The organism is uncultured Sphingopyxis sp. (assembly GCF_900078365.1).
Lineage (GTDB): Bacteria > Pseudomonadota > Alphaproteobacteria > Sphingomonadales > Sphingomonadaceae > Sphingopyxis.
The window spans coordinates 2,006,981-2,031,966 of sequence record NZ_LT598653.1 but is presented as its reverse complement, the minus strand read 5'-3'; the positions used below and the strand labels follow the sequence as shown (position 1 = coordinate 2,031,966).

Genomic DNA, 24,986 nt, shown 5'->3' with positions numbered 1-24,986 from the left:
GAAGCTATAAGCGCGCGAACGGGCTTTACCAAGCGATAGCGCGCCTTCGCCATCGTCAGCCGTAAGCGATCCAGCGCCCCGACGCCCCCGCCGCGAGCCACAGGAGGAGCGACGCCCCGGCCATCGCCCGCGCCGCACGAGGAACGGGGCCGGTCCAGCGTGCCATGCGCGCGCCCCACGCCCACCGGAAGGCGGCCGCGTTCGCCAGCGCCGCGGCAATGATGACCAGTTTTCGCTCGAAGATGGCCGACCGCGCCAGTGCCGCGCCATCGGCGGCGAACAGGATCGTGCCGCTCGCCGCCATCAGGACCAGCCCCGCGACGGCAACCGGCGTCAGCGCGCGCGACAGCTCCGCCATTGGCAGTCTCCGCCACAGACCCACGATCCGCAGATCGACGACGCCGATGCCGCCGACCAGCATGACGAGGCCGAGCAGGTGCAGCGTATTGGCGACGGGATAGACCAGCGCCGATCCGCGCGCCCACGGCCCGATGCCCGCCGCATCGAGCCATGCCGCGGCGGCGGTCAGAACGGGCTCCACCCGCGCGTCCTCAGCGCAGCTCGACCGTCTTCTTGCCGATCATCACGCGTTCGATCCGCATTTCGGCGGTGCCGTCGCGCCGCAGATAGCCGGTCAGGCGAAAGCGTTTGCCGGGTTCGATCTCGGCACGCGTCAGCCCGCGCGCTTCCATGCGGCCGACCGGCGCCAATATCACGTCCCAGACCTTGCCCTGCCAGCGCATCTTCGCGCTGCCGTGCGGATTGGCCCACGACAATTCGGTGAAGGACGCGGTCAGGGTGACGGGCTTGGTCTCGTCATAGGAGGACCAGCCATGGTGGGCGGCGGCGGGAAGCGCAGCCAGGCTCAGCGTCGCGGCCGCCATCAGCAGGGGGTATCGCATCGACAGTCTCCTTCGAGCCCCTCTATGCGAAAACTAGAACTCCAAGCTCCCCGGTGCAAGGGCGTCGCCGCTTAAGGTTTGTGGGACGGGATCTTTCCCCATGTACAAAAAACCGCGTGTCCCCGCCCTTCGACGCCGCCTGCGGCGGCGCTCAGGATAAACTGCCCCTTCGGGGCAGGCGGGGACCCATCTCCGGCTGGTTCCATCTTGCACCGACCGGAGATGGGCTCCCGCCTTCGCGGGAGCACACAGCTTTTTCAAAGCGAAGAGAAAGTATTCGAACTGAATCCCCACAAACCTTAGTAAGTCCGCCCGATCAGCACCCGCTCGACCGCCGGTTCGCCGGTGAAGAAGCAGACGCCATCCGCCGGCGCCGCGTCGAGCGGCGTGTTGCGCATCGTCAGCTTGAGCGCCTTCAATTGCTCGACGATCCCGTCGAGCGTCGCCCCGCTCGGCCGCGACCATTGCACCTCGACCCAGCCGGCGAACTTGTCGTCGCCCGCGAAATGCGCCGCGAGGTCGGTGACGTCGCGGCGGATATTGGCGTGGAGCCGCGCGCGCGCTTCGGCATGGAGGCTCGTCTGGATATTCTCGAGCGTCGCGGCCGCGTCGGCGACGAAATCGCCCTTCGCGACGAACGCCGAGTTGAGCTTGCCGTCGTCCTTGTAGAGCCGGTCGCGGCGGATCACCGCGACATTGCCGCCGGCGACGTCGCGCGGGCCGACCTCGACGATGACCGGCGCGCCCTTCTTGACCCAGCCCCAGCGCTTGGTCTGCGCCTTGTTTCCTCCGGTGTCGAGCAGCACGCGCACCGGCTCGCGGAAGACGTCGAGCGCCTTCAACTGCTTTTCGAGGTCGCGGCAATAGTCGAGGATCGCGGCATCCTCGTCATTGTCGCGGAGCATGGGAATGATGACGATCTGGTGCGGCGCGATGCGCGGCGGGCAGCGCAGCCCGTCGTCGTCGCCATGCGTCATGATCACGCCGCCGATCATGCGGGTCGAGGTGCCCCAGCTCGTCGTGTGGCACAGGCTGTGGCCGCCGTCCTTGTCCTGATAACGGATGTTCGCCGCTTCGGCGAAGCCGGTGCCCAGATAGTGCGAGGTGCCGGCCTGCAGCGCCTTGCCGTCCTGCATCATCGCCTCGATCGAATAGGTCGCAACGGCGCCCGGAAAACGCTCATTCTCGGGCTTTTCGCCCGCGATCACGGGCATCGCCAGCACATCCTCGGCAAAAGCGCGATACATTTCGAGCGCGCGCAGCGTTTCAGCCATCGCATCGTCGCGGTCGGCATGCGCGGTATGGCCTTCCTGCCAGAGGAATTCGCTCGTGCGCAGGAACATGCGCGTGCGCATCTCCCAGCGCACGACGTTGGCCCATTGGTTGACCTTCAGCGGCAGGTCGCGCCAGCTCTGCACCCAGCGGCTCATCGCATTACCGATCACCGTTTCCGACGTCGGACGGACGATCAGCGGCTCTTCGAGCTTCGCTTGCGCGTCGGGGACGAGCTTGCCCTTGCCGTCCGCGATCAGCCGATGATGGGTAACGACCGCCATTTCCTTTGCGAAACCATCGACATGATCGGCTTCCTTCTCAAAGAAGCTCAAGGGGATGAAGAGCGGGAAATAGGCGTTCTGGACGCCGGCGTCCTTGATCGCGGCGTCCATCACCGTCTGGATGCGTTCCCAGATGCCATAGCCCCACGGCTTGATGACCATGCAGCCGCGCACCCCCGATTCCTCGGCGAGGTCGGCCTCGGCAATGACGTCCTGATACCAGGCCGCGAAGTCGGCCTGACGGGTTACGCTGAGCGCATGTTTGATCATCTGTCCTGTTTTCTGTGCTTTGGGGGCGGGAAAGCGGCCCCGGTCATTTCTTTTTGGCGAGCTCGGCCTTGAGGTCGGCGATTTCGGCCTTCAGCGCGGCGATCTCGGCGTCCTTCGCCTTGCCTGCGCCGGCGCCTGGCATGAAGGCGCCTGCCGCCTGCTGGAACATTTCCATGTTGCGGCGGGTGAGTTCGGCGAGCGGGTTCGCGCCGAGCGCGCCTTCGAACGCCGAGCGGACGTCTTGCTGGTTCTTGCGAAACGCCGCCATCGAGGCTTCCAGATATTGCGGGACCATCGATTGCATCTTGTCGCCGTACATGCCGATCAGGTGGCGCAGGAAATTGACCGGCAGCAATGTCTCGCCGCGCGTTTCCTCATCCATGATGATCTGGGTCAGCACATTATGCGTGATGTCCTCGCCGCTTTTGGCATCGACGACGCGAAAATCGCGGCCATCGCGGACCATCGTCCCCAGATCGTCGAGCGTGATATAGCAACTGCGTTCGGTGTCGTAGAGGCGCCGGTTGGCGTATTTCTTGATCGTGACGACGTCATCTTCCGCCGCCCCCTTGGATTTCGCCATTTTCACCCGCGCTCCTGCATCCCGGAACCATTGGCGACCGCGCCGCACCGGACAGGCCGACGCATTAGCATCAAATTATGATGCGTCGCAACATGCGGCACTGCCACCGCGAGTCGCAACGGTCGCGCGCAGTTTCGGGTGTGGGCAGGCGACGCCCGCGCCGTTGCAACGCAGACGTTCTGCCTTCGTGCTGGTCAAAGACGGCATAAGAAATTTAGTTTCTGGCGTAACGACAATTCTGAAATATTCCTCCACAGTTATGCGCACCGGCGCTCGTTCGTGTCGCGCCAGGCAAAGCATATTATCCGCAGGCTATTGCCGTTTCGCGACTCTTGTGTTGCGCAAATATCACAGGCACCGCGTCATAAATCGGCTGCGTCGAGAAATTGCCACGGAAGGCTTGTGCTTCGAATTTTTTGGGTCTTTCTGGAATGCAATCCGTTCATCTTGTTTTTTGAACGGACAACCGGGGAGTTATCAATGAATAAGTCGCACCTGTTTCTGGGTGCTGCTGCCTTTGCAGTGGCTATATCGGTAAGCCAGCCCGTGCTGGCGCAGGACACCGCTCCGGCAGACACCGCCGAAGCAACCGATGACAATACCGAACGTTCGATCGTCGTCACCGGCTCGCGCATTGTGCGCCCGACGCTCGACTCACCTGTGCCGCTCACCTCGGTCGACGTCAGCGAACTGACCGACACGGGTGACGTTTCGCTGGGCGACGCGCTTAACGACCTCCCTTCGCTGCGCTCGACCTTCAGCCAAGGGAACTCGACCCGCTTTATCGGCACAGCCGGCCTCAACATCCTCGATCTTCGCGGTCTCGGCACGTCCCGCACACTGGTGCTTGTCAACGGCAAGCGTCACATCACGGCCTCGCCGGGCGACTATCTGGTCGACGTCAACACGATCCCCGTCGACCTGCTGGAGCGCGTCGACATCGTCACGGGCGGCAATTCGGCGATCTATGGCTCGGACGCTGTCGCGGGCGTGGTGAACTTCATCACCAAGCGCGATTTCGAAGGGATTAACCTGCGCGCGCAAGGCGGCCTGTCGTCGCGCGGCGACCGCGGCAACGTCTTCATCAGCGGCACCTATGGCAAAAACTTCGCCGACGGCCGCGGCAATATCGCGGTGTCGGCCGAATATGCCGAATCGAACCCGCTCTATTTCACCGATCGCGACAAGCTGACTGGTGCCTACTCAGGGCGCTGCCAGTTCCAAACGGTCGAGCCGACCGGTGGCGAACTGAACGGTTCGGACGGTATCACGGATACCGAATTTGTCTGTGGCGTCAAAAATGGCTCCATCTCCGATGGCGGCACGCTCGGCCGTGTCGGTCCTGGCCAATATCTGCGCTTTGGCCCCAATGGCGATCTTTTTGTCGATGTTCCCGACGGCGACTTCGAAGCCGGCGGCTCGGCGAACATCCTGGGCGGTCAGGGTTCGACGCTTCGCAATACTGGCCAGCTTGCAGCCGGCTTGAAACGCTACGCAGTTAACTTGCTCGCACATTATGATGTCAGCGATGCCTTCCGTCCTTTCATCGAAGCAAAATATGTGCGCGTCGACGCTATCCAGGAAGGACAGCCGAGCTTCTTCCAGGGCTCGTTGGCGGGTTTCTTCGCCACGACTCAGGAACAGTTCGACGCCATTCCCGAACTGCGCTGCGACAACCCCTTCCTTACCACGCAGGCTTTCAGCACATTGTCATCCTATGGCGTGTGCGGCGCGGCACCGGATGCGACACCATTCACCATTTCGCGCTTCAACCCGGACTTCGGTGGCCGCGGTGAAAAGCACAAGCGCGAAACCTACCGAGTTGTCGCCGGGGTCGAGGGTACGTTCAATGACGACTGGGAATATGAAATCGCCCTGAACTATGGTCGTTTCGAATCTTCGATGAAGTCGCTGAACAACCTCGTCCTGTTCGACGAACAGGGCAATCTCGATGGCTTCCTGCTCGCAATCGACTCGGTTCGCAACACCAACGGTCAGATTGTCTGCCGCGTTAATGCTGATGCGGATCCGACAAATGATCGCCCTGACTGCGTCCCGATCAATGTGTTTGGCTATGGCGCCCCAAGCCAGGCGGCTTTGGACTTTGTCAACACTACAGCGTTGCGGAAAGAAAAAGCCGAGGAGTTTGTCGCGACGGCCAGCGTTGCCGGCGATCTGTCTCAGTTGTTCGAACTGCCGGGTGGTCCTATCGGCTTCGCGCTTGGCGGCGAGTATCGCGAAGAAAAGGCGTCTTCGGTCTATGATGATCTGACCGCGAGCGGTGGTACGTTCCTGAACGCAATCCAGCCGTTCACTCCGCCCAAATTGTCGGTGAAGGAAGCCTTTGCCGAAGTCAGCGTTCCGTTGCTAGCCAACGTGCCGCTGGCGGAAGAACTGACGATCAGCGCAGCCGCCCGAGTCTCCGACTATAATACGTCGGCTGGCACGGTCTGGGCTTATAATGTGCAAGGTCTCTATGCGCCGATCCCGGATATCCGGCTCCGGGCGGCTTATGCGAAATCGGTTCGCACGCCCACGCAGAGCGACCTTTATTCGCCGTTCAGCCAGAACTTCGCTCAACTGAGCGATCCGTGCGACAGCGCGAATATCACTAATGATCCGAATCGCGTCGCAAACTGCGCCGCGGCTGGCGTTCCTACGGTGTTCGACGCCGCGTCGGCAGCTGCCTGCGCCGGCACCAGCTTCCCGGAAGATCAGCGCGAAGTGGGGGATCCTTGGGTCAATTGTATCGCACGAACCTCGTCGACAAGCTACCGTTCAGGCGGAAACCCGACGCTGCAAAACGAAATCGGCAAGAGCCTCACGCTTGGTGCCGTTATCGAGCCGAGCTTCCTGCCGGGCTTCAACTTCACCGTCGACTATTACAAGATCAAGGTGAAAAGCCTTATCTCGGCTCTGTCTGCGCAGACAATTATCAATCTCTGCTATGACAGCGCGACGGGTATCGACAATCCGTTCTGTGCGACGGTTAATCGCGAGGCGACCGGCTTTTTCGATCAGCAGAATGGTGCCGTGATTTCTGGCGGTGTAAACTTTGCAGCGCAGAAGACCGAAGGTATCGACTTCGATCTTGCCTATCGTCGTACCTTCGACAATGGTCATCGTTTGTCGTTCCGCGCGATTGCCACTTATCTGATGCGTCTGGACAATTACACTGACCCGACGAATCCGGAAGCGCCGAACCGTCAGATGAGCGAACTTGGCGACCCCCGTTGGGCCGCTAATGCAAGCATCAACTATGACTTCGGCGCGCTCGATCTCAGTTGGTCCGTACGGTATATCGGCAAGCAGACGATCGGCACTTGGGAAACGCAGAATTCATACAAGGGAGCCTGCCCCGCCGATGGAACGATCCCTGGCGGCGGATCCTGCATTCCTGGAGCGATTGTCACTCTGCCGCCGACGAATGCCGACGCCTATCCGCGGATTTATTACCCGGATGCGCTATACCATAACTTGCGCGCTAACTTGGAAATCGACAACAAGTTCGACTTCTACATCGGCGTCGACAATGCGTTCGATAAGCAGCCGCCGCTGGGCTTGCTCGGCACGGCGGGCGGTGATCCCTACGACACCTTTGGCCGCTACTTCTACGCGGGCATCAAGGCCAGCTGGTAATCCAATTCGGCATAACGAAATCGACCGCCTTCCTTTGGGAAGGCGGTCTTTTTTTGCTCATAGCTGCGTTCTTGTCTCGCCAGTTCTAAACCCAAGCGCGCTCGAACCGCGCCCCCAACCCGGTCAGCAGCTCATATTGCGACAAGCCGCTGCGCGCTGCCGTCGATGGCGGATCATAGTCGAGCGTGAGCCAGTCGCCTTCTTCGACAGCGCCGGCGTCGCTGACATCGAAGGCGGTCAGGTCCATCGACACGCGGCCGATCAGCGGCAGCGCGCAGCCCTGCCATGTCGCGCCGCCCGACCCCGCGTGACAGCGCAGATAGCCGTCGGCATAGCCCATGTTCGCGATGGCGACCCGGGCGTCGCGTGGCGCGGTCCAGGTCGCGCCATAGCCGACCGTTTCGCCCTGCCGCACCTCGCGCACCTGCAGGATGCGCGCCTCGGGAAAGGCGACTTGCCGGATATGGCCCGCGGCCTCGCGGCGCGGAATGCCGCCATAGAGTGCGATTCCGGGGCGGGTCAGATCGAACGCATAATCGGCGCCGAGGCAGATGCCGGCGCTGTTCGCGAGGCTGTAGCGCCGGGCAGGGACTGCCTGCCGAACCTCGCGGAACACCGCGAGTTGCCGCGCATTTTGCGCGCTGTCCTCGTCAGCCGAAGCGAGATGGCTGAGCAGCGTTTCGATACTCAGCCCGTCGAGCGCGCCGCCGGCCGTCTCTTCGACGCGAAGGCCGAGGCGGTTCATCCCGGTATCGATCATCACGTCGCACGGACGCCCCTCGCCCGCCTCGCGCCAGCGCGCGACCTGCTCCAGACTGCCGAGCACGGGGCGCGCGGGAAGCGTACGCGCGGCGATCATGTCGCGCGCGCCGGCGCCGTGGAAGACCGAAAGCGATACGCCTTCCGGCAAGGGCGTCAGCGCCGCGGCCTCGGCCCAGGTCGCGACGAAGAAATCGCGGCATCCGGCGGCGGCAAGATGCCGCATCACCTCGCGCGCGCCGAGGCCATAGGCGTCGGCCTTGATCGCAGCACCGCACGCCGCACTGCGGCTTTGCGCGGCGAGCCAGCGCCAGTTGGCGACGAGAGCCCCCGAAGACAGGCGGAGGCGAAGCGGCGAGGGAACGGCGATCATCCCTTCGCCCCTATACGGCTTGGCTGCCTCCGCCAATGGGGCGATCAGGCGGCAGGCTTGTCCCATTGCCCCTCGACCGGGTCCTTCAGCATGAAGGCGGTGACGAGGAAAGCGACGAGGACGACCCCCCAGGTATACCAGAGCCCGGCATAGGCGTTGCCGGTCTTCGCGACGATGAAGCTCGCGATCAGCGGCAGGAAGCCGCCGAAATAGCCGGTGCCGAGATGATAGGGGATCGACAGCGACGAATAGCGGACATGCGGCGGAAACATCTCCGAAAGCAGCGCCGCGACGGGGCCATAGGTGAAGCCCGACAGCGCGCTGAGCCCGAGAAGCGCGAGGAAGATCACGGCGATGCCGCCGGCGTTCGGCACCTGCTTCGCGAAATCATAGCCCATCGCCTCCAGCGCGGGTTGGAGCAGTTCGGGCTCCTCGCTCGCGACCTCGCGGTTTCCGATGCGGATGGTGACGCTGTCGAAACCGCTGTCGGTCTGGGCGACCGTATAGGGCACGCCGAGCTTCGTCAGTTCGCCGAGCGTGCGGCCGCATGCCGTCGCCTGTTTCTGCGCGAACGGATCGAAGCTGCATTGCGAACCCGTCACGGTCACCGGCGCCCGCGCAGCGGCGGCCGACAGCGCGGGGTTGCCGACGCTGCCCATCCACCAGAAGAACGGGAAGAGCAGCAGCAGCGTCGCGCCATAGCCCCAGACGATCGGCTTCTTGCGGCCGACGCGGTCGGAGAGTTTCCCGGCCCAGATGAAGAAGCCCATGCCGAGCGCGGCGGCGAGGCCGACGATGATCTCGGCGGCGGTGTCCTCGACCTTCATCGGCCCTTTCAGGAACGACAGGCCCGAGAACATCGCGGTGTACCAGATGACCGTCAGGCCCGCGGCGATGCCGAACAGCGCGATGAAGATGCGGCGCGGATTGCCCGGATAGGTGAAGCTCTCCTTGAGCGGGTTCCGGGCCAGCTCGCCCTCGCGCTTCATCGCCTGGAACACCGGGCTTTCAGAGAGTTTGAGCCGCATCCAGAGCGAAATGGCGAGCAGGATCAGCGAGAGCAGGAAGGGCACGCGCCAGCCCCAGCTTTCCCACAGCGCATCGGACATCAGCGCCTTGCAGCCGAGCACGACGATCAGGCTCAAGACGAAGCCGCCGACGACGCTCGCCTGGATGAAGCTGGTATAGAAACCGCGCTTTCCGGGCGGTGAATGTTCGGCGACATAGATCGCCGCCCCGCCATATTCGCCGCCGAGCGCGAGCCCCTGAAGGATGCGGAGCAGGATGACGATGATCGGCGCGGCGATGCCGATCGTCGCCGCCGACGGGATCATGCCGACCCCGGCGGTCGCGATGCCCATCAGCGTGACGGTGACGAGGAAGGTATATTTGCGCCCGAGCCGGTCGCCGAGGAAGCCGAAGAGCACCGCGCCCAGCGGGCGGAAGCCGAAACCGACCGCGAAACCCGCCCAGACGAGCAATATTTCGAGCGTCGCATTGTCGCTGGGGAAGAAAGCCTTGCCGATGATCGCCGCAAGCGTGCCGTAGATGAAGAAATCATACCATTCGAAGATCGTTCCCGCCGACGATGCGGCGATGACCATGCGGATATCTTTCGCGGTCGGCTGATAGCCCGCGCCATGGTCGGCGACGGCGGCTGCGTCGGTCATATGCTCTCCCCTGCCCCTGAACGGGCTTTGCGCCATCTCTAGCGGGCGCCGGACGGTGCGCAAGCCTTCTTGGCGTAGCGTCATTCCGGTGGCAGACTGGCCCCATGCAGTTCATCGACCTTTCGATCCCGATCACCAACGACGTCATATCCGACCCGCCGGTGATGCGGCCCAGCATCACCTATATGACCCACGAGAATACGTGGGAGCAGATCGCGATGTTCTTTCCGGGGCTGACGCGCGAGGATTTGCCCGACGGCGAAGGTTGGGCGGTCGAGATGCTGTCGCTGAGCACCCACAACGGCACGCATATGGATGCGCCCTGGCATTATCACTCGACGACCGACAGCGGCGCCGCGCCCGCCCCGTCGATCGACGAGGCGCCGCTCGACCTTTTCTTCCGCCCCGGCGTGAAGCTCGACTTTTCGGATCGCCCGCACGGCCATGTCGTCGGCGGCGCCGAGGTCGAGGCCGAACTGGCGCGGATCGGGCACGATCTCCAGCCGCTCGACATCGTGCTCGTCCAGTCGGGCGCGATCTACGGCACCGACAATTTCACCGATCAGGGCTGCGGCATGGGCGCCGAGGCGACGCTTTATCTGACGACACGCGGCGTGCAGGTCGTCGGCACCGACGCGTGGAGCTGGGACGCGCCGTTCAGCCACACCGCGCGGCGCTGGGCCGAAACGCGCGATCCGTCGATCATCTGGGAAGGGCACAAGGCGGGGCGGATCAAGCCCTATTACCAGATCGAGAAGCTGACCAACCTCGCGGCGATCCCGGCGACGGGCTTCACCTTCAGCTGCTTTCCGGTGAAGATCGAGCGCGCGAGCGCGGGGTGGATCCGGGCGGTGGCGCTGGTGGAGGATTGAGGGGCGCCGGCGGGCACGGAAGGTTTCGACCGGGAGCGGACCTATGTTTCATCGTCACCCCGGACTTGATCCGGGGTCCATTCACGCAGCGTGGAAAGAATGGATCCCGGATCAAGTCCGGGATGACGAGGGGCTGAAACCGACCGAAACCAGCCGTCGCCCACCTTTTACTTCGTCATCCCCGCGAAAGCGGGGACCCAGAGCATGCGTAGGCTGACCCCAGACTGGGTTCCCGCTTTCGCGGGAATGACGAACGATTGGGTTTGTCCGCTTCCCACCCCGAAGCGGCCACCCACGATCCGCTAGAACAATCGTGAACCGTTCGGCACTTTCCGGTCAGGCGCGAACAGGATCACGGCGCCTTCCGCGTCGGCGAAGCCCAGCGTCAGCACCTCGGACATGAATTTGCCGATCTGGCGTGGCGGAAAATTGACCACCGCGGCGACCTGCCGCCCCGGCAGGTCCTCGATCGCATAACGGTCGAAGATTTGCGCGCTGCTCTTCTTCACCCCGATCGCGGGGCCGAAGTCGATCTTCAGCTTGAACGCGGGCTTGCGGGCTTCGGGAAAGGGCTCCGCTTCGACAATCGTGCCGATGCGGATGTCGACGCGCAGGAAGTCGTCGAAGGCGATTTCGGATGCGGCGACTGCGTCGGCATCGTGATTTACGTGCATTTCAAATCTCCGTCATTCCCGCGCACGCGGGAATCCAGCTTCATCGCTGCCTTAGCTGGATTTCCGCCTGCGCGGGAATGACGAAAATGGGCTATTCCATCTCCAAAATCACCGCATCGACCGCAAGGCTGTCGCCCTGCGCGGCGTTCACCGTCTTCACCACGCCGGCTTTCTCGGCGCGCAGGATATTCTCCATCTTCATCGCCTCGACCGTCGCGAGCGGCTGCCCCGCCTCGACGCTGTCGCCCTCGCCGACATGCAGCGCGACGAGCAGGCCCGGCATCGGACAGATGAGGAATTTCGAGAGGTCGGGCGGGATCTTCTCGATCATGTGCGAGGCGAGCGGCGCGACGTGCCACGGCAGCACGCGCACATCATGGATCGCCCCGCGCGTCGTCATGCGCCAGCCGGTGCGGGTTTTGGCAACCTTCACCGCCAACTCGCTGTCGTCGATCTCGGCCACCACCAGCCGATCGCCGGGCGTATATTCGAGCGCGATGCCGATCTTCTCGCCATCGACCTTGATATGCTTGTGGCCCAGCTTGACCTTGTGGCTCGCGCCGCCGATCGTCACCTGCCATTTGGCGGGCGGGTCGAGCCGGTCGCCGAGCTGACCATCGGTGCGCCGCGCGCGGTCGGCCTCGGCGCTCGCCATGAAGCCCGCGATGGCCGCGAGCGCGCGCGTCACCGTCTCGTCGGCCGGCGCGCCGTGGAAGCCCTCGGGATATTCCTCGGCGATGAAGCCGGTGGTCAGCTCGCCCGAGCGGAAGCGCGGATGCTGCATGATGGCCGAGACGAAATCGATATTGTGGCCGAGCCCTTCGAGTTCGAAGCGGTCGAGCGCCGCGACCTGCAGGTCGGCCGCGGCGTCGCGCGTCGGCCCCCAGGTGATCAGCTTGGCGATCATCGGGTCGTAGAAGATCGACACCTCGCCGCCCTCCTCGACCCCGGCATCGACGCGCACGCCGTCGACGCCGCGTTCGTCGCCTTCCCAAGCGGGAACGGGGGTGCGGTACCGCACGAGCCGTCCGGTCGAGGGCAGGAAGCCGCGATAGGGGTCCTCGGCATAGACGCGGTTCTCGATCGCCCAGCCGTCGATCTTGATGTCATCCTGCGTCATTTCGAGCTTCTCGCCCGCCGCGACGCGGATCATCTGCTCGACGAGGTCGAGGCCGGTGACGGCTTCGGTAACCGGATGCTCGACCTGCAGGCGCGTGTTGACCTCCAAAAAGTAGAACTCGTCGCGCGCGCCATTTCGAGAAAATAGAAGCTCTCGCCCGTCGGGTCGGCGCCCGACACGATCAGCTCGACCGTGCCCGCGCTGTAATAGCCGACCGCCTTCGCCAGCGCGACACACTGCTCGCCCATCGCCTTGCGCATTTCGGGCGAGACGAACGGCGACGGCGCTTCCTCGACCACCTTCTGGTGGCGGCGCTGGATCGAGCATTCGCGTTCGTTGAGGTAGAGCGTGTTGCCGTGCTGGTCGCCGAGGATCTGGATCTCGATGTGGCGCGGGTTGAGAATGAATTTCTCGATGAACACGCGGTCGTCGCCGAAGCTGTTGAGCCCCTCGCGCTTGACGCTCTCGAACCCCTCGCGGACGTCCTTCTCGTCATAGGCGAGGCGCATGCCCTTGCCGCCGCCGCCGGCGCTGGCCTTCATCATCACCGGATAGCCGATCTCGTTCGAAATCTCGACCGCATGCTCGGTGTCGCGGATTTCGCCGACGAAGCCGGGGACGACGTTGACGCCCGCTTCCTTCGCGAGCTTTTTCGACTCGATCTTGTCGCCCATCGCGGCGATCGCATTCACCGGCGGGCCGATGAAGGCGATATTTTCCTTGGCGAGCGCTTCGGCGAAGCTGGTGCGTTCGGACAAAAAGCCATAGCCCGGATGCACCGCCTCGGCCCCCGTCGCCTTGCACGCTTCGATGATCCTGTCAGCGATCAGATAGGATTCGGACGCCGGCGACGGCCCGATATGCACCGCCTCGTCGGCCATCCGCACGAACGGCGCGCGCGCGTCGGCGTCCGAATAGACGGCGACGGTCGCGATGCCCATGCGCCGCGCGGTCTTGATGACGCGGCAGGCGATTTCGCCGCGGTTGGCGATCAGGATTTTCTTGAACATTAGCGATCTTTCTTTTCGAGCTGCCACCGACCGGTTAGGCGATATGTCCCTGCCTCTAGCTTTTTCAGGCTAAAACCTTCGAACGAGCCAGAAGCAGACACTTCCACTCCGCAGTCAGGAAGCTCCTCGGGCAAAGCATCCGAGTCCCATCGGACCTGGTAAGTCTTTTTACGAGAGCCCTTTAACGTGCGACTGGCCTCGATGTGGCCTTCGCCGCGCTCCCGGGAATCGATGACGAAAGTGCCCTCGGCAATCACATCGCTGTGCTTCCGATCCTGTTCCGGGGAGGAGGGGATGCAGGCCATCGCGTCCGATGCGATCAAAAAGGCGGCGCTAACGATCGCAAGCGCACATACTCGGTTGCTCACCCTGGTACCCCCATCCGCATCGCCTTTTTGACAAACATATCAATACTCCGCGATAAGCTCTTGGAGTTGCTTGGTACGCGCTTCCGTCAACTGGGTCTGGCACCCGCTGATGACCATCGGCTCGGCCGACCCGCCGCGCATCGTGTAGCCTTCGCTGGCGCAATGCTGGTCGCGATAGGTCAGCCACGCGCGCTGCGCGGCGAGGAGCGTATCGAAATAGCCGGGGCGGTTGTCCTGCGAGCGGTCGAAATCGGCGTCGATTTCCTTCATGCGCGCGGCCGTCACCTTCCACTGCGCGTTCATCGCAGCGTCGGCGCGTTCATATTCCTTGTAGGCGCAGGCGTTGAGTTCGAACTGCGCCATCGCATTGTCGCAATCGATCTCGGGATCCTGCGCGGCCGCCGCCAGCGCCAAAAGGGTTGCAAGGATCATTCCGCCGCCTCCGTCTGCGCACGCATCGGTTCTTCGCTGACCATCGGCACGATCCCCAGCTTCGCGAACAGCGCGGCGTCGGCATTGTCGCCCGCGTTCGCAGTCGTCAGCAGCTTGTCGCCGGTGAAAATGCTGTTCGCGCCCGCCATGAAGCAGAGCGCCTGCGTCGCTTCCGACATGCTCTCGCGGCCCGCCGACAGGCGGACCATCGATTTCGGCATGGTGATGCGGGCGACCGCGATGGTGCGGACGAACTCGATGTCGTCGATCTTCGCGAGCGGCGTGTCGGCGAGCATGTCGCCGAGCACGGTGCCCTTCACCGGCACCAGCGCATTGACCGGCACGCTTTCGGGATGGCGTTCGAGCGTCGCGAGGGCGTGGATGAAGCCGACGCGATCAGCGCGCGTCTCGCCCAGCCCGACGATCCCGCCCGAGCAGACGTTGATCCCGGCGTTCCGCACTTCCTCGAGCGTGTCGAGCCGGTCCTGAAAGGTCCGCGTCGAGATGATGTTCGCGTAATTCTCCGGGCTCGTGTCGATATTGTGGTTGTAATAGTCGAGCCCTGCGACCGCGAGCGTCTGCGCCTGCTCCTTCGTGAGCATCCCCAGCGTCATGCAGGTTTCCATGCCCATCTGGCGCACGCCCTCGATCATCTCGACGATCGCCGGCATGTCACGGTCCTTGGGGTTGCGCCACGCCGCGCCCATGCAGAAACGCTTCGAGCCCGCGTCCTTCGCCTGCGCCGCGGCCTGCAACACCGCACGCACGTCCATCAGCTTCGTGGCCTTGAGGCCGCTGTCGGCGCTCTTCGACTGCGAGCAATAGCCGCAATCCTCGACGCATCCGCCGGTCTTGATCGAAAGCAAGGTGCAAAGCTGCACCTCACCCCGTGCATGATGGCGCCGGTGAACGCCCTGCGCCTCCCACATCAGTTCGTCGAACGGCAGGTCGAACAGTTCGGCGATTTCTTCGCGCGTCCAGTCGTTGCGGGTCTCGCTCATGCGATGCTCTCCAATGCTTGCGCCAGGTCGGCGATGATGTCGTCGATATGTTCGATGCCCACCGACACGCGCACGACGTCGGGGCCGGCGCCGGCCTCGACCAGTTCGGCTTCCGAAAGCTGGCTGTGCGTGGTCGATGCGGGGTGGATGATCAGCGAGCGCGTGTCGCCGAGGTTGGCGAGGTGGCTGAACAGCTTGACCGACGAAACGAGCCGGACCCCCGCGTCGTAACCGCCCTTCAGCCCGAAGGTGAACACCGCGCCGCCCTTGCCGCCCAGATATGTCTGCGCGAGCCCGTGATAGGGGCTGTCGTCGAGTCCCGCATAGGATACCCAGCTTACCGCCGGATGCGCCTGCAGCCATTTGGCGAGCGCCAGCGCATTGCCGCAATGCCGCTCCATACGCAGCGCCAGCGTCTCCATGCCCGTGAGCGCGAGGAAGGCGTTCATCGGCGCGAGCGCCGGGCCGAGATCGCGCAGGCCGAGCGTGCGCGCCGCCAGGATGAAGGCCAGCGGCCCGAACGCCTCGGTAAAGGTCAGCCCATGATAAGAGGCATTGGGTTCGCTGAGCGTCGGATATTTGCCGCCCTTCGTCCAATCGAAGCTGCCCGCATCGACGATCACCCCGCCGATCGCATTGCCGTGGCCGTTCAGGAATTTGGTGGTCGAGTGGACGACGATGTCGGCGCCATGCTCGATCGGACGGCAGAGGATCGGTGTCGCCATCGTGTTGTCGACGATCAGCGGCACGCCCGCGTCATGCGCAATCTTCGCGATCGCCTCGATGTCCTGTACGACCCCGCCCGGATTGGCGAGGCTTTCGATGAAGACGGCGCGGGTGTTTTCATTGATCGCCGCCTCGACATTCGCCGGATCGTCGGCATCGACGAAATGCGTCGTCCACGCCATCTTGCGAAAGCTCTGCCCGAGCTGGTTGAGCGAGCCGCCGTAGAGCTTTTTCGCTGCGACGATCTCGCACCCTGGCTCCATCAGCGTGTGAAAAGCGAGGAATTGCGCGGCGTGACCCGACGCCACCGCCAGCGCCGCCTGCCCGCCCTCAAGCGCCGCGATCTTGCCTTCGAGCGCACCGTTCGTCGGGTTCATGATCCGGGTGTAGATGTTCCCGAATTCCTGCAGGTTGAACAGGCGTGCGGCATGATCGACATCGTCGAACACATAGGAGGAGGTCTGATAGATCGGCGTGATCCGCGCCTTGGTCGTCGGATCGGGCGCGGTGCCGGCGTGAACGCTCAGCGTCTCGGGTTTCATATCAGTCATGCGGCATCCTCCAGCGGCGGCATATTGTGGCCGAGCAGGCGCAGCACGTCGGCGGCGCATTCGACCACGTTGGAGCCGGGGCCATAGATGCCCTGCACCCCGGCGTCGCGCAGATATTGATAATCTTGCGGCGGGATCACCCCGCCCGCGATCACCTTGATGTCGCCGCGCCCCGCCTCTTTCAGCTTGCCGATCAGTTCGGGGATCAAGGTCTTGTGGCCGGCGGCGAGGCTCGACGCGCCGACGACGTCGACGCCGCTGTCGAGCGCAAGCACCACCGTCTCCTCGGGCGTCTGGAACAGCGGACCCGACACGACGTCGAAGCCCATATCGCCGAACGCCGACGCGATGACGTTGGCGCCGCGGTCGTGCCCGTCCTGTCCCATCTTGGCGACGAGCAATTTGGGTTTGCGGCCCATGCGGCGCTCGACCGCCGCGACGCCGTCGAGCACCTGCTGCCAGCGGCTGTCGCCCTCATAGGGCGCGGCATAGACGCCCTTAACCGGGGTCGGCTGCGTTCCGTAACGCTGGAAGCTTTCCTCCATCGCCGACGAAATCTCTCCGAGCGTCGCGCGGGCGCGGGCGGCTTCGACGGCATGGGCGAGCAAATTGGTTTCGATCGACTGCGGCGCCGCGGCCGCCTTGCGCAGCGCATCGAGCGCCGACTGGCACGCCGCCTCGTCGCGGTTCGCCTTCACCTTGTTGATCCGCGCGACCTGCGCCTCGCGCACCTTCGTGTTGTCGACCTCGAGCGTTTCGAGCAGATCCTCGTCCTGCAGGCGATATTTGTTCACCCCGACGATCACATCGTCGCCGCGATCGACGCGCGCCTGCCGCGCCGCCGCCGCCGTCTCGATCATCGCCTTGGGCCAGCCCGCCGCGACGGCCTTCGCCATGCCGCCTTCCTTCTCGACGCGCTCGATGATCTCCCACGCCTTGTCGACCAGCTCCTGCGTCAGCGCCTCGACATAATAGGAGCCGCCGAGCGGATCGACGACCTTGGTCATCCCCGTCTCTTCCTGGATGACGATCTGCGTGTTGCGCGCGATGCGCGCCGAGAAATCGGTGGGCAGCGCGATCGCCTCGTCGAGCGCGTTTGTATGGAGGCTCTGCGTCCCGCCGAGCATCGCCGCCATCGCCTCGATCGTCGTGCGCATGACATTGTTGTAGGGATCCTGCTCGGTCAGCGAGACGCCCGACGTCTGGCAGTGGGTCCGCAGCATCTTGCTGCGTTCGTCCTTCGCGCCGAGGTTGGTCATCACGCGGTGCCACAGCACGCGCGCCGCGCGCAGCTTGGCGATCTCCATGAAGAAATTCATGCCGATCGCGAAGAAGAAGGACAGGCGCCCGGCGAACTTGTCGATGTCGAGCCCGCTGGCGACGCCATAGCGCACATATTCGGCGCCATCGGCGATGGTGAAGGCGAGCTCCTGCACCTGCGTCGCGCCGGCTTCCTGCATATGATAGCCGCTGATCGAGATGCTGTTAAACTTGGGCATCTCGCGGCTGGTGTAGCCGAAGATGTCCGAGATGATCCGCATCGAGGGTTCGGGCGGGTAGATATAGGTGTTGCGGACCATGAACTCCTTGAGGATGTCGTTCTGGATGGTCCCGTCGAGCAATTTGCGCTCGACCCCCTGCTCCTCGCCCGCGACGATGAAGAAGGCGAGGATCGGGATCACCGCACCGTTCATCGTCATCGAAACCGACATCTGGTCGAGCGGGATGCCATCGAAGAGGATCTTCATATCCTCGACGCTGTCGATCGCGACGCCCGCCTTGCCGACGTCGCCGACGACGCGCGGATGGTCGCTGTCATAGCCGCGGTGCGTCGCGAGGTCGAAGGCGACGCTGAGGCCCTTCTGCCCCGCCGCGAGATTGCGGCGATAAAAGGCGTTCGATTCCTCGGCGGTCGAAAAGCCCGCATATTGCCGGATCGTCCACGGCCGCCCCGCATACATCGACGCGCGCACCCCGCGCGTGAAGGGCGCGAAGCCTGGCAGGCCGGGGTCGGCGGTCACGTCCTCGGCCGTGTAGAGCGGCTTGACGTCGATCCCCTCGGGCGTGTGCCAGGTGAGGTCCTTGCCCTTCACTTCCTTCTCGGCGGCGGCGGCCCATTGGTCGAGGGTCGGTTTGTCGGTCATAATCTAGTCCCCAGCCCTCTCTCCTTCAGGGGAGAGGATACGAAGGCTTGGCAACTTGTTGCCTAGCCGGAGTTGGAGAGGGGCCTCCCCCTCTCCGCTGCGACTAGGGCCTGCTACGCAGACCCAAGTCTCGCGCCTCTCCCCTTCAGGGGAGAGGGCTGATAAGTCAGTGCGCCCCCTTCGGCGTCTCCATGATCTCGGTCAGCACCCCGCCCATGTCGCGCGGATGGACGAAGAAGATCAGCGTCCCATGCGCCCCGATCCTTGGGCTCCCGAGCACGCGCTTGCCCATCGCCTCGAACTCCGCCTTGGCGGCGTGGATGTCGGGCACCTCGTAGCACATATGATGCTGGCCGCCCGCCGGGTTCTTCTCGAGGAAGCCCGCGATCGAGGTGTTGCCGGGCAGCGGCTCGACCAACTCGATCTGCGTGCCATTGAGCGCACCATCGGCGCCCGGCGTATCGACGAAGCACACCTTCACGCCCTGCTCTGGCAGGTCGAACGGCTCGTGAATCTTCGTGGCGCCCATCACGTCGCGGTAAAAGACGATGCTGTCGGCGATCGACGGCGTCGCGACGCCGATATGGTTGAGGCGGCCCAGTTTCATCATCTTCTCCTCAGCAACCCGGAACCTGGTCCTTGCCGACCAGCGCATATTTGCCGTCCTTCAGCACATATTGCTGCTTGAACGACCGCGTGCCGGTGTAGGCGACGGTAAAGCTCTTGTCGGGAACGGCAGCGACGATCTGCCCGTCATAGGTCTGTACGGTCTGACCGATCCCGGCGCCCGAACTCATCGAATCGGTGAAGCCGCCGCGATCGACGGGGCCATCAGGGGTCAGTTCGGTGACGACCGCCGAGCCGATCGCGCAGCCCTGCCACACGCCGCCGCCTTGGGTGACCAGATAGGGATTGCGGCCAAGCAGGCTGGTGAAGACCCAGCTCGTCGCGCCATTCCCCACGGTGCCGACCGCGCCGACGTCGATCCATTCGCCCTGCTTCACCCAGCCCGTCGGGCTCGATTTCAGATAGTGGATCGCGTTGAGGCCGCCCTCGCTATGTCCCGCCTCGTCGAGCCCGCCGACGCTCAGCAGCACGCCGGTATTATCTTCGAGCAGATGGATCGCAACGGGACGGAAATGATAGGTGCGATCGTCGATCACCCGCTCGGCCTCCGCCTTGGCGCCTTTCGGAAGCGCGAAGGCGGCGCGGAACGCGGCGTCGATCGTCGTGTCCTCGTCATCGCCGAGCACGACCGGAAACGCTTCCTTGGGCGCGCCGACCGGCGTGTCGGGATCGAACGCCGATGCGGCGGGCGCGGCCAGCAGGGCCGGAGCCATCAGAAGAGCGAGAAAGGCGTTACGCATTTTCAAACCTCATTGGAAAATCAAGACCATCGCGGCAGCCTAGCCGCTTGCTGCTCTTGCCTCCAGCCCGGCGCATCGGATGTGCCGGTCGTCACAATCGAACCTCACCGCCTTCGTCACCCCGGACTTGATCCGAGGTCCATTCTTGCGGCGCCGGAGAAATGGACCTCGGATCAAGTCCGGGGTGACGACAGAAATTACAGCGGAATATTGTCGTGCTTCTTCCACGGATTCTCCAACTGCTTGTTGCGCAGCTTCCTGAGCCCCAGCGCGATCCGCCGCCGCGTCGAGTGCGGGTAGATCACCTCGTCGATATACCCCCGCTGCGCCGCGACGAACGGGTTCGCAAAACGGTCCTCATATTCCTTCGTCCGCTGCGCGATCTTTTCGGGATCGCCGATGTCGGCGCGGAAGATGATCTCGACCGCGCCCTTGGCGCCCATCACCGCGATCTCGGCGGTCGGCCAGGCATAGTTGAGGTCGCCGCGCAGATGCTTCGACGCCATCACGTCGTATGCGCCGCCATAGGCCTTGCGCGTGATCACCGTGATCTTGGGCACCGTCGCCTCGGCATAGGCGAACAGCAGCTTCGCGCCATGCTTGATGATGCCGTTATATTCCTGCGCGGTGCCGGGCAGGAAGCCGGGAACGTCGACGAAGGTGACGATCGGAATCTCGAACGCGTCGCAGAAGCGGACGAAGCGCGCCGCCTTCTTCGACGAATTGATGTCGAGCACCCCCGCGAGCACCATCGGCTGGTTCGCGACGATGCCGATGGTGCGACCCTCGATGCGCCCGAAACCGCAGATGATGTTGCCCGCGTGCGCCGGCTGCACCTCGAAGAAATCGCCTTCGTCGACCGTCTTGCGGATCAGCTCGTGCATGTCATAGGGCTGGTTCGCATTGGGCGGGATCAGCGTATCGAGGCTTTCCTCGGCGCGGTCATAGGGGTCGCTCGTCGGGCGCACGGGAACGCCGCTGCGGTTGTTCTCGGGCAGATAGTCGAAGAAGTCGCGCGCCGCGAGCAGTGCCTCGATGTCGTTCTCGAACGCCAGATCGGCGACCGAGCTTTTGGTCGTGTGGGTGATCGCGCCGCCGAGTTCCTCCTGCGTCACGACCTCGTTGGTGACGGTCTTGACGACGTCGGGGCCGGTGACGAACATGTAGCTCGAATCCTTCACCATGAAGATGAAGTCGGTCATCGCCGGGCTGTACACCGCACCGCCCGCGCACGGGCCCATGATCAGGCTGATCTGCGGCACCACGCCCGAGGCGAGCACATTCTTCTGGAACACGTCGGCATAGCCGCCGAGCGACGCGACGCCCTCCTGAATGCGCGCGCCGCCGCTGTCGTTGAGGCCGATTACCGGCGCGCCGACAAGCATCGCCTTTTCCATGACCTTGCAGATCTTCTCTGCATGGCGTTTCGACAGCGAGCCGCCGAAGACGGTGAAATCCTGGCTGAAGACATAGACGAGGCGGCCGTTGATCGTGCCCGATCCGGTGACGACGCCGTCGCCCGGGATCTTCTGGTCCTGCATGCCGAAATCGACGCAATCATGCTCGACATAGGTATCGAGTTCCTCGAACGATCCTTCGTCGAGCAGCACGTCGAGCCGCTCGCGCGCGGTGAGCTTGCCCTTCGCATGCTGCGCATCGATGCGCTTCTGCCCGCCCCCCAGCACGGCGGCGGCGCGGCGGCGTTCCATTTCGGCGATATTGGCGGACATGCGGCTCTCCGGTTGATCTGGAAGATGCCGTCTGCCTTCGTCGGCGCTGCGATGCAAATGCGAAATTGCAAAGTTGCAAAGTGATAGTTTGCAAACTATCGCTTCTCTCCCCTTGCGGGAGAGAAAGACTTGGCTTGGCGACTTGTCGCCTCAGCAAGTCTTGAGAGGGGGCTTCCCCTCTCCAACTCCGGCTAGGCGGCTTTGCCGCCAAGCCTCCATATCCTCTCCCGCAAGGGGAGAGGAGAAGCTTTGTGACCCGCCAACGCATCTTCGCCGGCAGCCGCCTGCGCCAACTCCGTACCGAGCGCGGTCTCAAGCAGGCCGAGTTCGCCGCAACCCTCGGCATTTCGACCTCCTACCTCAGCCAGATCGAGCATGACGACCGCCCGCTGACGCCCGCGCTGCTCGACCGGCTGCAAAAGCTGTTTCCGCTCGAATGGGAGGAGGTCGCCGCCGGCGCGGGCGATCGCCGCGCGGGCGCGCTGCGCGAGGCGGCCGCCGATCCGCTCTTCGCTGCCGCTCCGCTCGCGCCTGAGCAGCTCGAACGCGCCGCGCTCCAGCAACCGCAACTCGCCGACCAGTTCGTCGCGCTCCACGCGGCCTATCGCCGGGCGGGACAGCGGCTCCAGATCATCGACGAGGCGCTGACCGGCGGCACGGCGGAGGGCAGCCGGCTGCCATGGGAAGAGGTGCGCGACTGGTTCCACGACGCGGGCAATTATGTCGACCGGCTGGACCGCGCCGCCGAGATGCTGGCAGGGCAATTGCGCGGAAAGGCCCCCTCGCCTGCGATCGAGGCCATCGAACGGCGATTGCGCGACGCGCTCGGCATTTCGATCGTCTACAGCCAGACGCAGGCGCTGCGCGATTTCGACGCGACGATGCGCCACCTCGTCATCGATCCGTCGCAGCCCGCCGAAAGCCGGCGCTTCCAGCTTGCGCACCAGCTCGCCGCGCTGGCCTTGGCGGATGAAATCGCGGCCGTGGTCGAAGCCTCGCCGCTGCGCACCGCCGCCGCCCGCCAGTTGCTTCACGTCGGCCTCGCCAACTATGCGGCGGGCGCGGTGCTGATGCCTTATGCGCCCTTCCGCGCCAGCGCGCGCGCGGTGCGGCACGACATCGACCGGCTGCGCCTTCAATATGGGGTAAGCTTCGAGCAGGCGTGTCATCGCCTTTCGACGCTCCAGCGTCCCGGCGCGCGCGGTATCCCCATGTTCTTCTGCCGCGTCGACATGGCGGGCAATATCACCAAGCGGCATTCGGCGACGCGGCTGCAATTCGCGCGCTTCGGCGGCGCCTGCCCGCTGTGGATCGTCCACGAGGCGGCGGCGATTCCCGACCGCATCCTGTTCCAGCTTGCCGAGACGCCCGATGGCCTGCGCTATGTCTCGATGGCGAAGGGGCTGGTGAAACCGTCGGGAAGCTATGCGCGGTCCCCGCGCCGCTACGCCGTCGCGCTGGGGTGCGAGGCGCAATATGCCGCCGATTTCGTCTATGCCGACGGTGTGGACGTCGCCGCGCCGCGAGCCGCGACGCGCATCGGTTCCTCGTGCCGCATCTGCCCGCGCGACGATTGCGACCAGCGCGCCTTCCCGCCGAGCGACCGGCCCATCCTTGTCGATCCCGACCGGCGCGGCGTGGTGCCATACCGGATTGGGTAATAGATAGATGGCCGTCGCCCCCGCGAAGGCGGGGGCCGCTGTCGGCCTTGCCCGACGATGAAAGCGTAAACTTCCGGCGGCCCCCGCCTTCGCGGGGGCGACGGGCCCGCTACTTCAGCAGCACCAGTTCCTCGGCCATGCTGGGATGCAGCGCGACCGTCGCGTCGAAATCGGCCTTGGTGAGCCCCGCCTTCACCGCGACCGCCGCCGCCTGCAGGATTTCGGGCGCGTCGGGGCCGATCATGTGCAGGCCGACGACCTGGTCGGTCGCGGCGTTGACGATCATCTTGTAAAGCGCACGCTCGTTGCGCCCCGCGAGCACATTCTTCATCGCGCGAAAATCGCTGGTGTAGACGCGGATCGAGCCGAGCTTGTTGCGCGCCTCGGCCTCGGTCATGCCGACGGCGCCGATCGGCGGGTGACTGAACACCGCGCTCGGGACGTTGCTATAATCCACCACGGTCGGCTTTTCGCCGTAGAAGCTGTCGGCGAAGGCCTGCCCTTCGCGGATCGCGACAGGCGTGAGCTGGATACGATCGGTGACGTCGCCGACCGCAAAGATGCTCGGCACCGACGACTGGTTTTTCTCGTCGACCTTGACCGCGCCCTTGTCGTCGAGTTCGACCCCGGCCTCTTCGAGCCCTAGGCCCTTGGTGTTCGGAGTGCGCCCGGTCGCCATTAGCACGGCGTCGGCCTCGATCGGATCGCAGCCCTCGAGATGGACGATGAGCGTCCCGTCGTCCTTCTTGTCGATCGACTGGAAAGGCGCGTTGAACTTGAAATCGATGCCCTTGGTCATCGAAATCTGGAGCAGCCGGTCGCGGATCTGTTCGTCATAGCCGCGCAGGATGGCGTCGCCGCGATTGTCGATCGTCACCTTGCTGCCGAATTCGTTGAAGATGCCCGCGAATTCGTTGGCGATATAACCGCCACCCGCGATGATGATCCGCTTCGGCAGCGCATCCAAGTGAAAGACCTCGTTCGAGGTGATCGCATGTTCGCTGCCCGGAAACTCGGGAACGTGCGGCCAGCCGCCGGTGGCGATCAGGATGCGTTCGGCGGTGACTTCGGTCCCGTCGGCGAGGCGCACTTTCTGCGGACCGGCTACGGTCGCGCGCGTCTTGAGCACCGTGACCTTGTGGTTGTCGAGCGTCTGACCATAGAGGCTCTCGAGCCGGTCGACCTCGGCGAGCACATTGTCGCGGAGCACCGGCCAGTCGAACTTGCAGTCGGGTACGTCCCAGCCGAACTTGCGCGCGTCGTGGATGTCCTCGGCGAAATGGGCGCCGTAGACGAGCAGTTTCTTGGGCACGCAGCCGCGGATGACGCAGGTGCCCCCGACCCGATATTCCTCCGCCACCGCGACGCGCGCGCCGTGCGAGGCGGCGATGCGCGAGGCGCGAACGCCGCCCGAACCGGCGCCGATGACGAAGAGATCATAGTCGAAATCGCTCATGAGAAGTCCCTGCTGGTTAACTATGCCTATGTGGGTGGGCGGCACCGCCTTGCCAACCGAATTTTGCGGTCACTATCATCGCGTTCGTCATTGCGAGCGTAGCGAAGCAATCCAGAGCGGTT

19 protein-coding genes and 1 pseudogene are annotated in these 24,986 nt (G+C 64.2%); 3 read left to right on the top strand and 17 right to left on the bottom strand.

The features are described 5' to 3' along the window. Positions 1-55: 55 nt before the first annotated feature. The 4 genes from QZL87_RS09240 to phaR form a co-directional block, all read right to left on the bottom strand. Positions 56-541, bottom strand: a complete 486-nt coding sequence (locus tag QZL87_RS09240) for a hypothetical protein (RefSeq protein WP_295326658.1) — start codon at positions 539-541, stop codon at positions 56-58. A gap of 10 nt (positions 542-551) precedes the next feature. Next, complete coding sequence (locus tag QZL87_RS09235) at positions 552-902, bottom strand: DUF6152 family protein (RefSeq protein WP_295326655.1); 351 nt, start codon at positions 900-902, stop codon at positions 552-554. A gap of 299 nt (positions 903-1,201) precedes the next feature. Further along, positions 1,202-2,728: a proline--tRNA ligase gene (gene proS / locus QZL87_RS09230; protein WP_295326653.1), complete on the bottom strand. Its 1,527-nt coding sequence runs from the start codon at positions 2,726-2,728 to the stop codon at positions 1,202-1,204. A gap of 43 nt (positions 2,729-2,771) precedes the next feature. Beyond that, positions 2,772-3,311 (bottom strand): polyhydroxyalkanoate synthesis repressor PhaR, encoded by a 540-nt coding sequence (gene phaR / locus QZL87_RS09225; protein WP_295326651.1) that lies wholly within the window; start codon positions 3,309-3,311, stop codon positions 2,772-2,774. A gap of 480 nt (positions 3,312-3,791) precedes the next feature. On the opposite strand from phaR, the gene QZL87_RS09220 reads away from it, so the two are divergent. Further along, positions 3,792-6,950 (top strand): TonB-dependent receptor, encoded by a 3,159-nt coding sequence (locus tag QZL87_RS09220; protein WP_295326649.1) that lies wholly within the window; start codon positions 3,792-3,794, stop codon positions 6,948-6,950. Between the two features lie 85 nt (positions 6,951-7,035). Here the strand turns inward: QZL87_RS09220 and alr are convergent, their stop codons facing one another. Together alr and QZL87_RS09210 are read right to left on the bottom strand one after the other, a co-directional pair. Next, complete coding sequence (alr, locus tag QZL87_RS09215) at positions 7,036-8,082, bottom strand: alanine racemase (protein ID WP_295326647.1); 1,047 nt, start codon at positions 8,080-8,082, stop codon at positions 7,036-7,038. Between the two features lie 44 nt (positions 8,083-8,126). Continuing rightward, on the bottom strand, positions 8,127-9,752 hold the full coding sequence (locus QZL87_RS09210; RefSeq protein WP_295326645.1) for an MFS transporter: 1,626 nt from the start codon (positions 9,750-9,752) through the stop codon (positions 8,127-8,129). Positions 9,753-9,856: 104 nt separating this feature from the next. On the opposite strand from QZL87_RS09210, the gene QZL87_RS09205 reads away from it, so the two are divergent. Beyond that, on the top strand, positions 9,857-10,624 hold the full coding sequence (locus QZL87_RS09205) for a cyclase family protein (RefSeq protein ID WP_295326643.1): 768 nt from the start codon (positions 9,857-9,859) through the stop codon (positions 10,622-10,624). A gap of 302 nt (positions 10,625-10,926) precedes the next feature. Here QZL87_RS09205 and QZL87_RS09200 read toward each other — a convergent pair whose 3' ends face one another. From QZL87_RS09200 to QZL87_RS09155, 10 genes and pseudogenes are all read right to left on the bottom strand, one after another. Further along, positions 10,927-11,298, bottom strand: a complete 372-nt coding sequence (locus QZL87_RS09200) for a tRNA-binding protein (RefSeq protein ID WP_295326641.1) — start codon at positions 11,296-11,298, stop codon at positions 10,927-10,929. Between the two features lie 91 nt (positions 11,299-11,389). After that, positions 11,390-13,428 (bottom strand): annotated as a pseudogene (locus QZL87_RS09195) (acetyl/propionyl/methylcrotonyl-CoA carboxylase subunit alpha). Further along, positions 13,428-13,796: a hypothetical protein gene (locus QZL87_RS09190; protein WP_295326639.1), complete on the bottom strand. Its 369-nt coding sequence runs from the start codon at positions 13,794-13,796 to the stop codon at positions 13,428-13,430. The pseudogene QZL87_RS09195 and the gene QZL87_RS09190 overlap by 1 nt, the downstream one beginning before the upstream one ends. A gap of 39 nt (positions 13,797-13,835) precedes the next feature. Next, positions 13,836-14,228: a lysozyme inhibitor LprI family protein gene (locus tag QZL87_RS09185; RefSeq protein ID WP_295326637.1), complete on the bottom strand. Its 393-nt coding sequence runs from the start codon at positions 14,226-14,228 to the stop codon at positions 13,836-13,838. After that, positions 14,225-15,229 carry a biotin synthase BioB gene (gene bioB / locus QZL87_RS09180; RefSeq protein ID WP_295326635.1) on the bottom strand — a complete coding sequence of 335 codons (1,005 nt, stop codon included), beginning with the start codon at positions 15,227-15,229 and terminating at the stop codon, positions 14,225-14,227. Before bioB ends, QZL87_RS09185 begins: the two co-directional genes overlap by 4 nt. After that, the gene (locus tag QZL87_RS09175) at positions 15,226-16,506 is read right to left on the bottom strand and encodes an O-acetylhomoserine aminocarboxypropyltransferase (RefSeq protein WP_295326632.1); all 1,281 of its coding nucleotides are present in this window, start codon (positions 16,504-16,506) and stop codon (positions 15,226-15,228) included. The genes bioB and QZL87_RS09175 overlap by 4 nt, the downstream gene beginning before the upstream one ends. Beyond that, on the bottom strand, positions 16,503-18,650 hold the full coding sequence (gene scpA, locus QZL87_RS09170; RefSeq protein WP_295326629.1) for a methylmalonyl-CoA mutase: 2,148 nt from the start codon (positions 18,648-18,650) through the stop codon (positions 16,503-16,505). Before scpA ends, QZL87_RS09175 begins: the two co-directional genes overlap by 4 nt. 166 nt (positions 18,651-18,816) lie before the next feature. After that, entirely contained in the window at positions 18,817-19,257 is a 441-nt protein-coding gene (gene mce, locus QZL87_RS09165) for a methylmalonyl-CoA epimerase (RefSeq protein ID WP_295326627.1), read from the bottom strand. A 10-nt stretch (positions 19,258-19,267) separates the two neighbouring features. Beyond that, entirely contained in the window at positions 19,268-19,990 is a 723-nt protein-coding gene (locus QZL87_RS09160) for a hypothetical protein (protein ID WP_295326625.1), read from the bottom strand. A gap of 224 nt (positions 19,991-20,214) precedes the next feature. Then, positions 20,215-21,747, bottom strand: a complete 1,533-nt coding sequence (locus QZL87_RS09155) for an acyl-CoA carboxylase subunit beta (protein ID WP_295326623.1) — start codon at positions 21,745-21,747, stop codon at positions 20,215-20,217. Positions 21,748-21,998: 251 nt separating this feature from the next. Between QZL87_RS09155 and QZL87_RS09150 the strand changes: the two genes are divergently transcribed. Next, positions 21,999-23,408: a helix-turn-helix transcriptional regulator gene (locus tag QZL87_RS09150; RefSeq protein ID WP_295326621.1), complete on the top strand. Its 1,410-nt coding sequence runs from the start codon at positions 21,999-22,001 to the stop codon at positions 23,406-23,408. 109 nt (positions 23,409-23,517) lie between these two features. Here QZL87_RS09150 and gor read toward each other — a convergent pair whose 3' ends face one another. Continuing rightward, a complete protein-coding gene (gor, locus tag QZL87_RS09145) occupies positions 23,518-24,864 on the bottom strand; it encodes a glutathione-disulfide reductase (RefSeq protein ID WP_295326618.1) in 1,347 nt (448 codons plus the stop codon). Between the last annotated feature and the right edge of the window lie 122 nt (positions 24,865-24,986).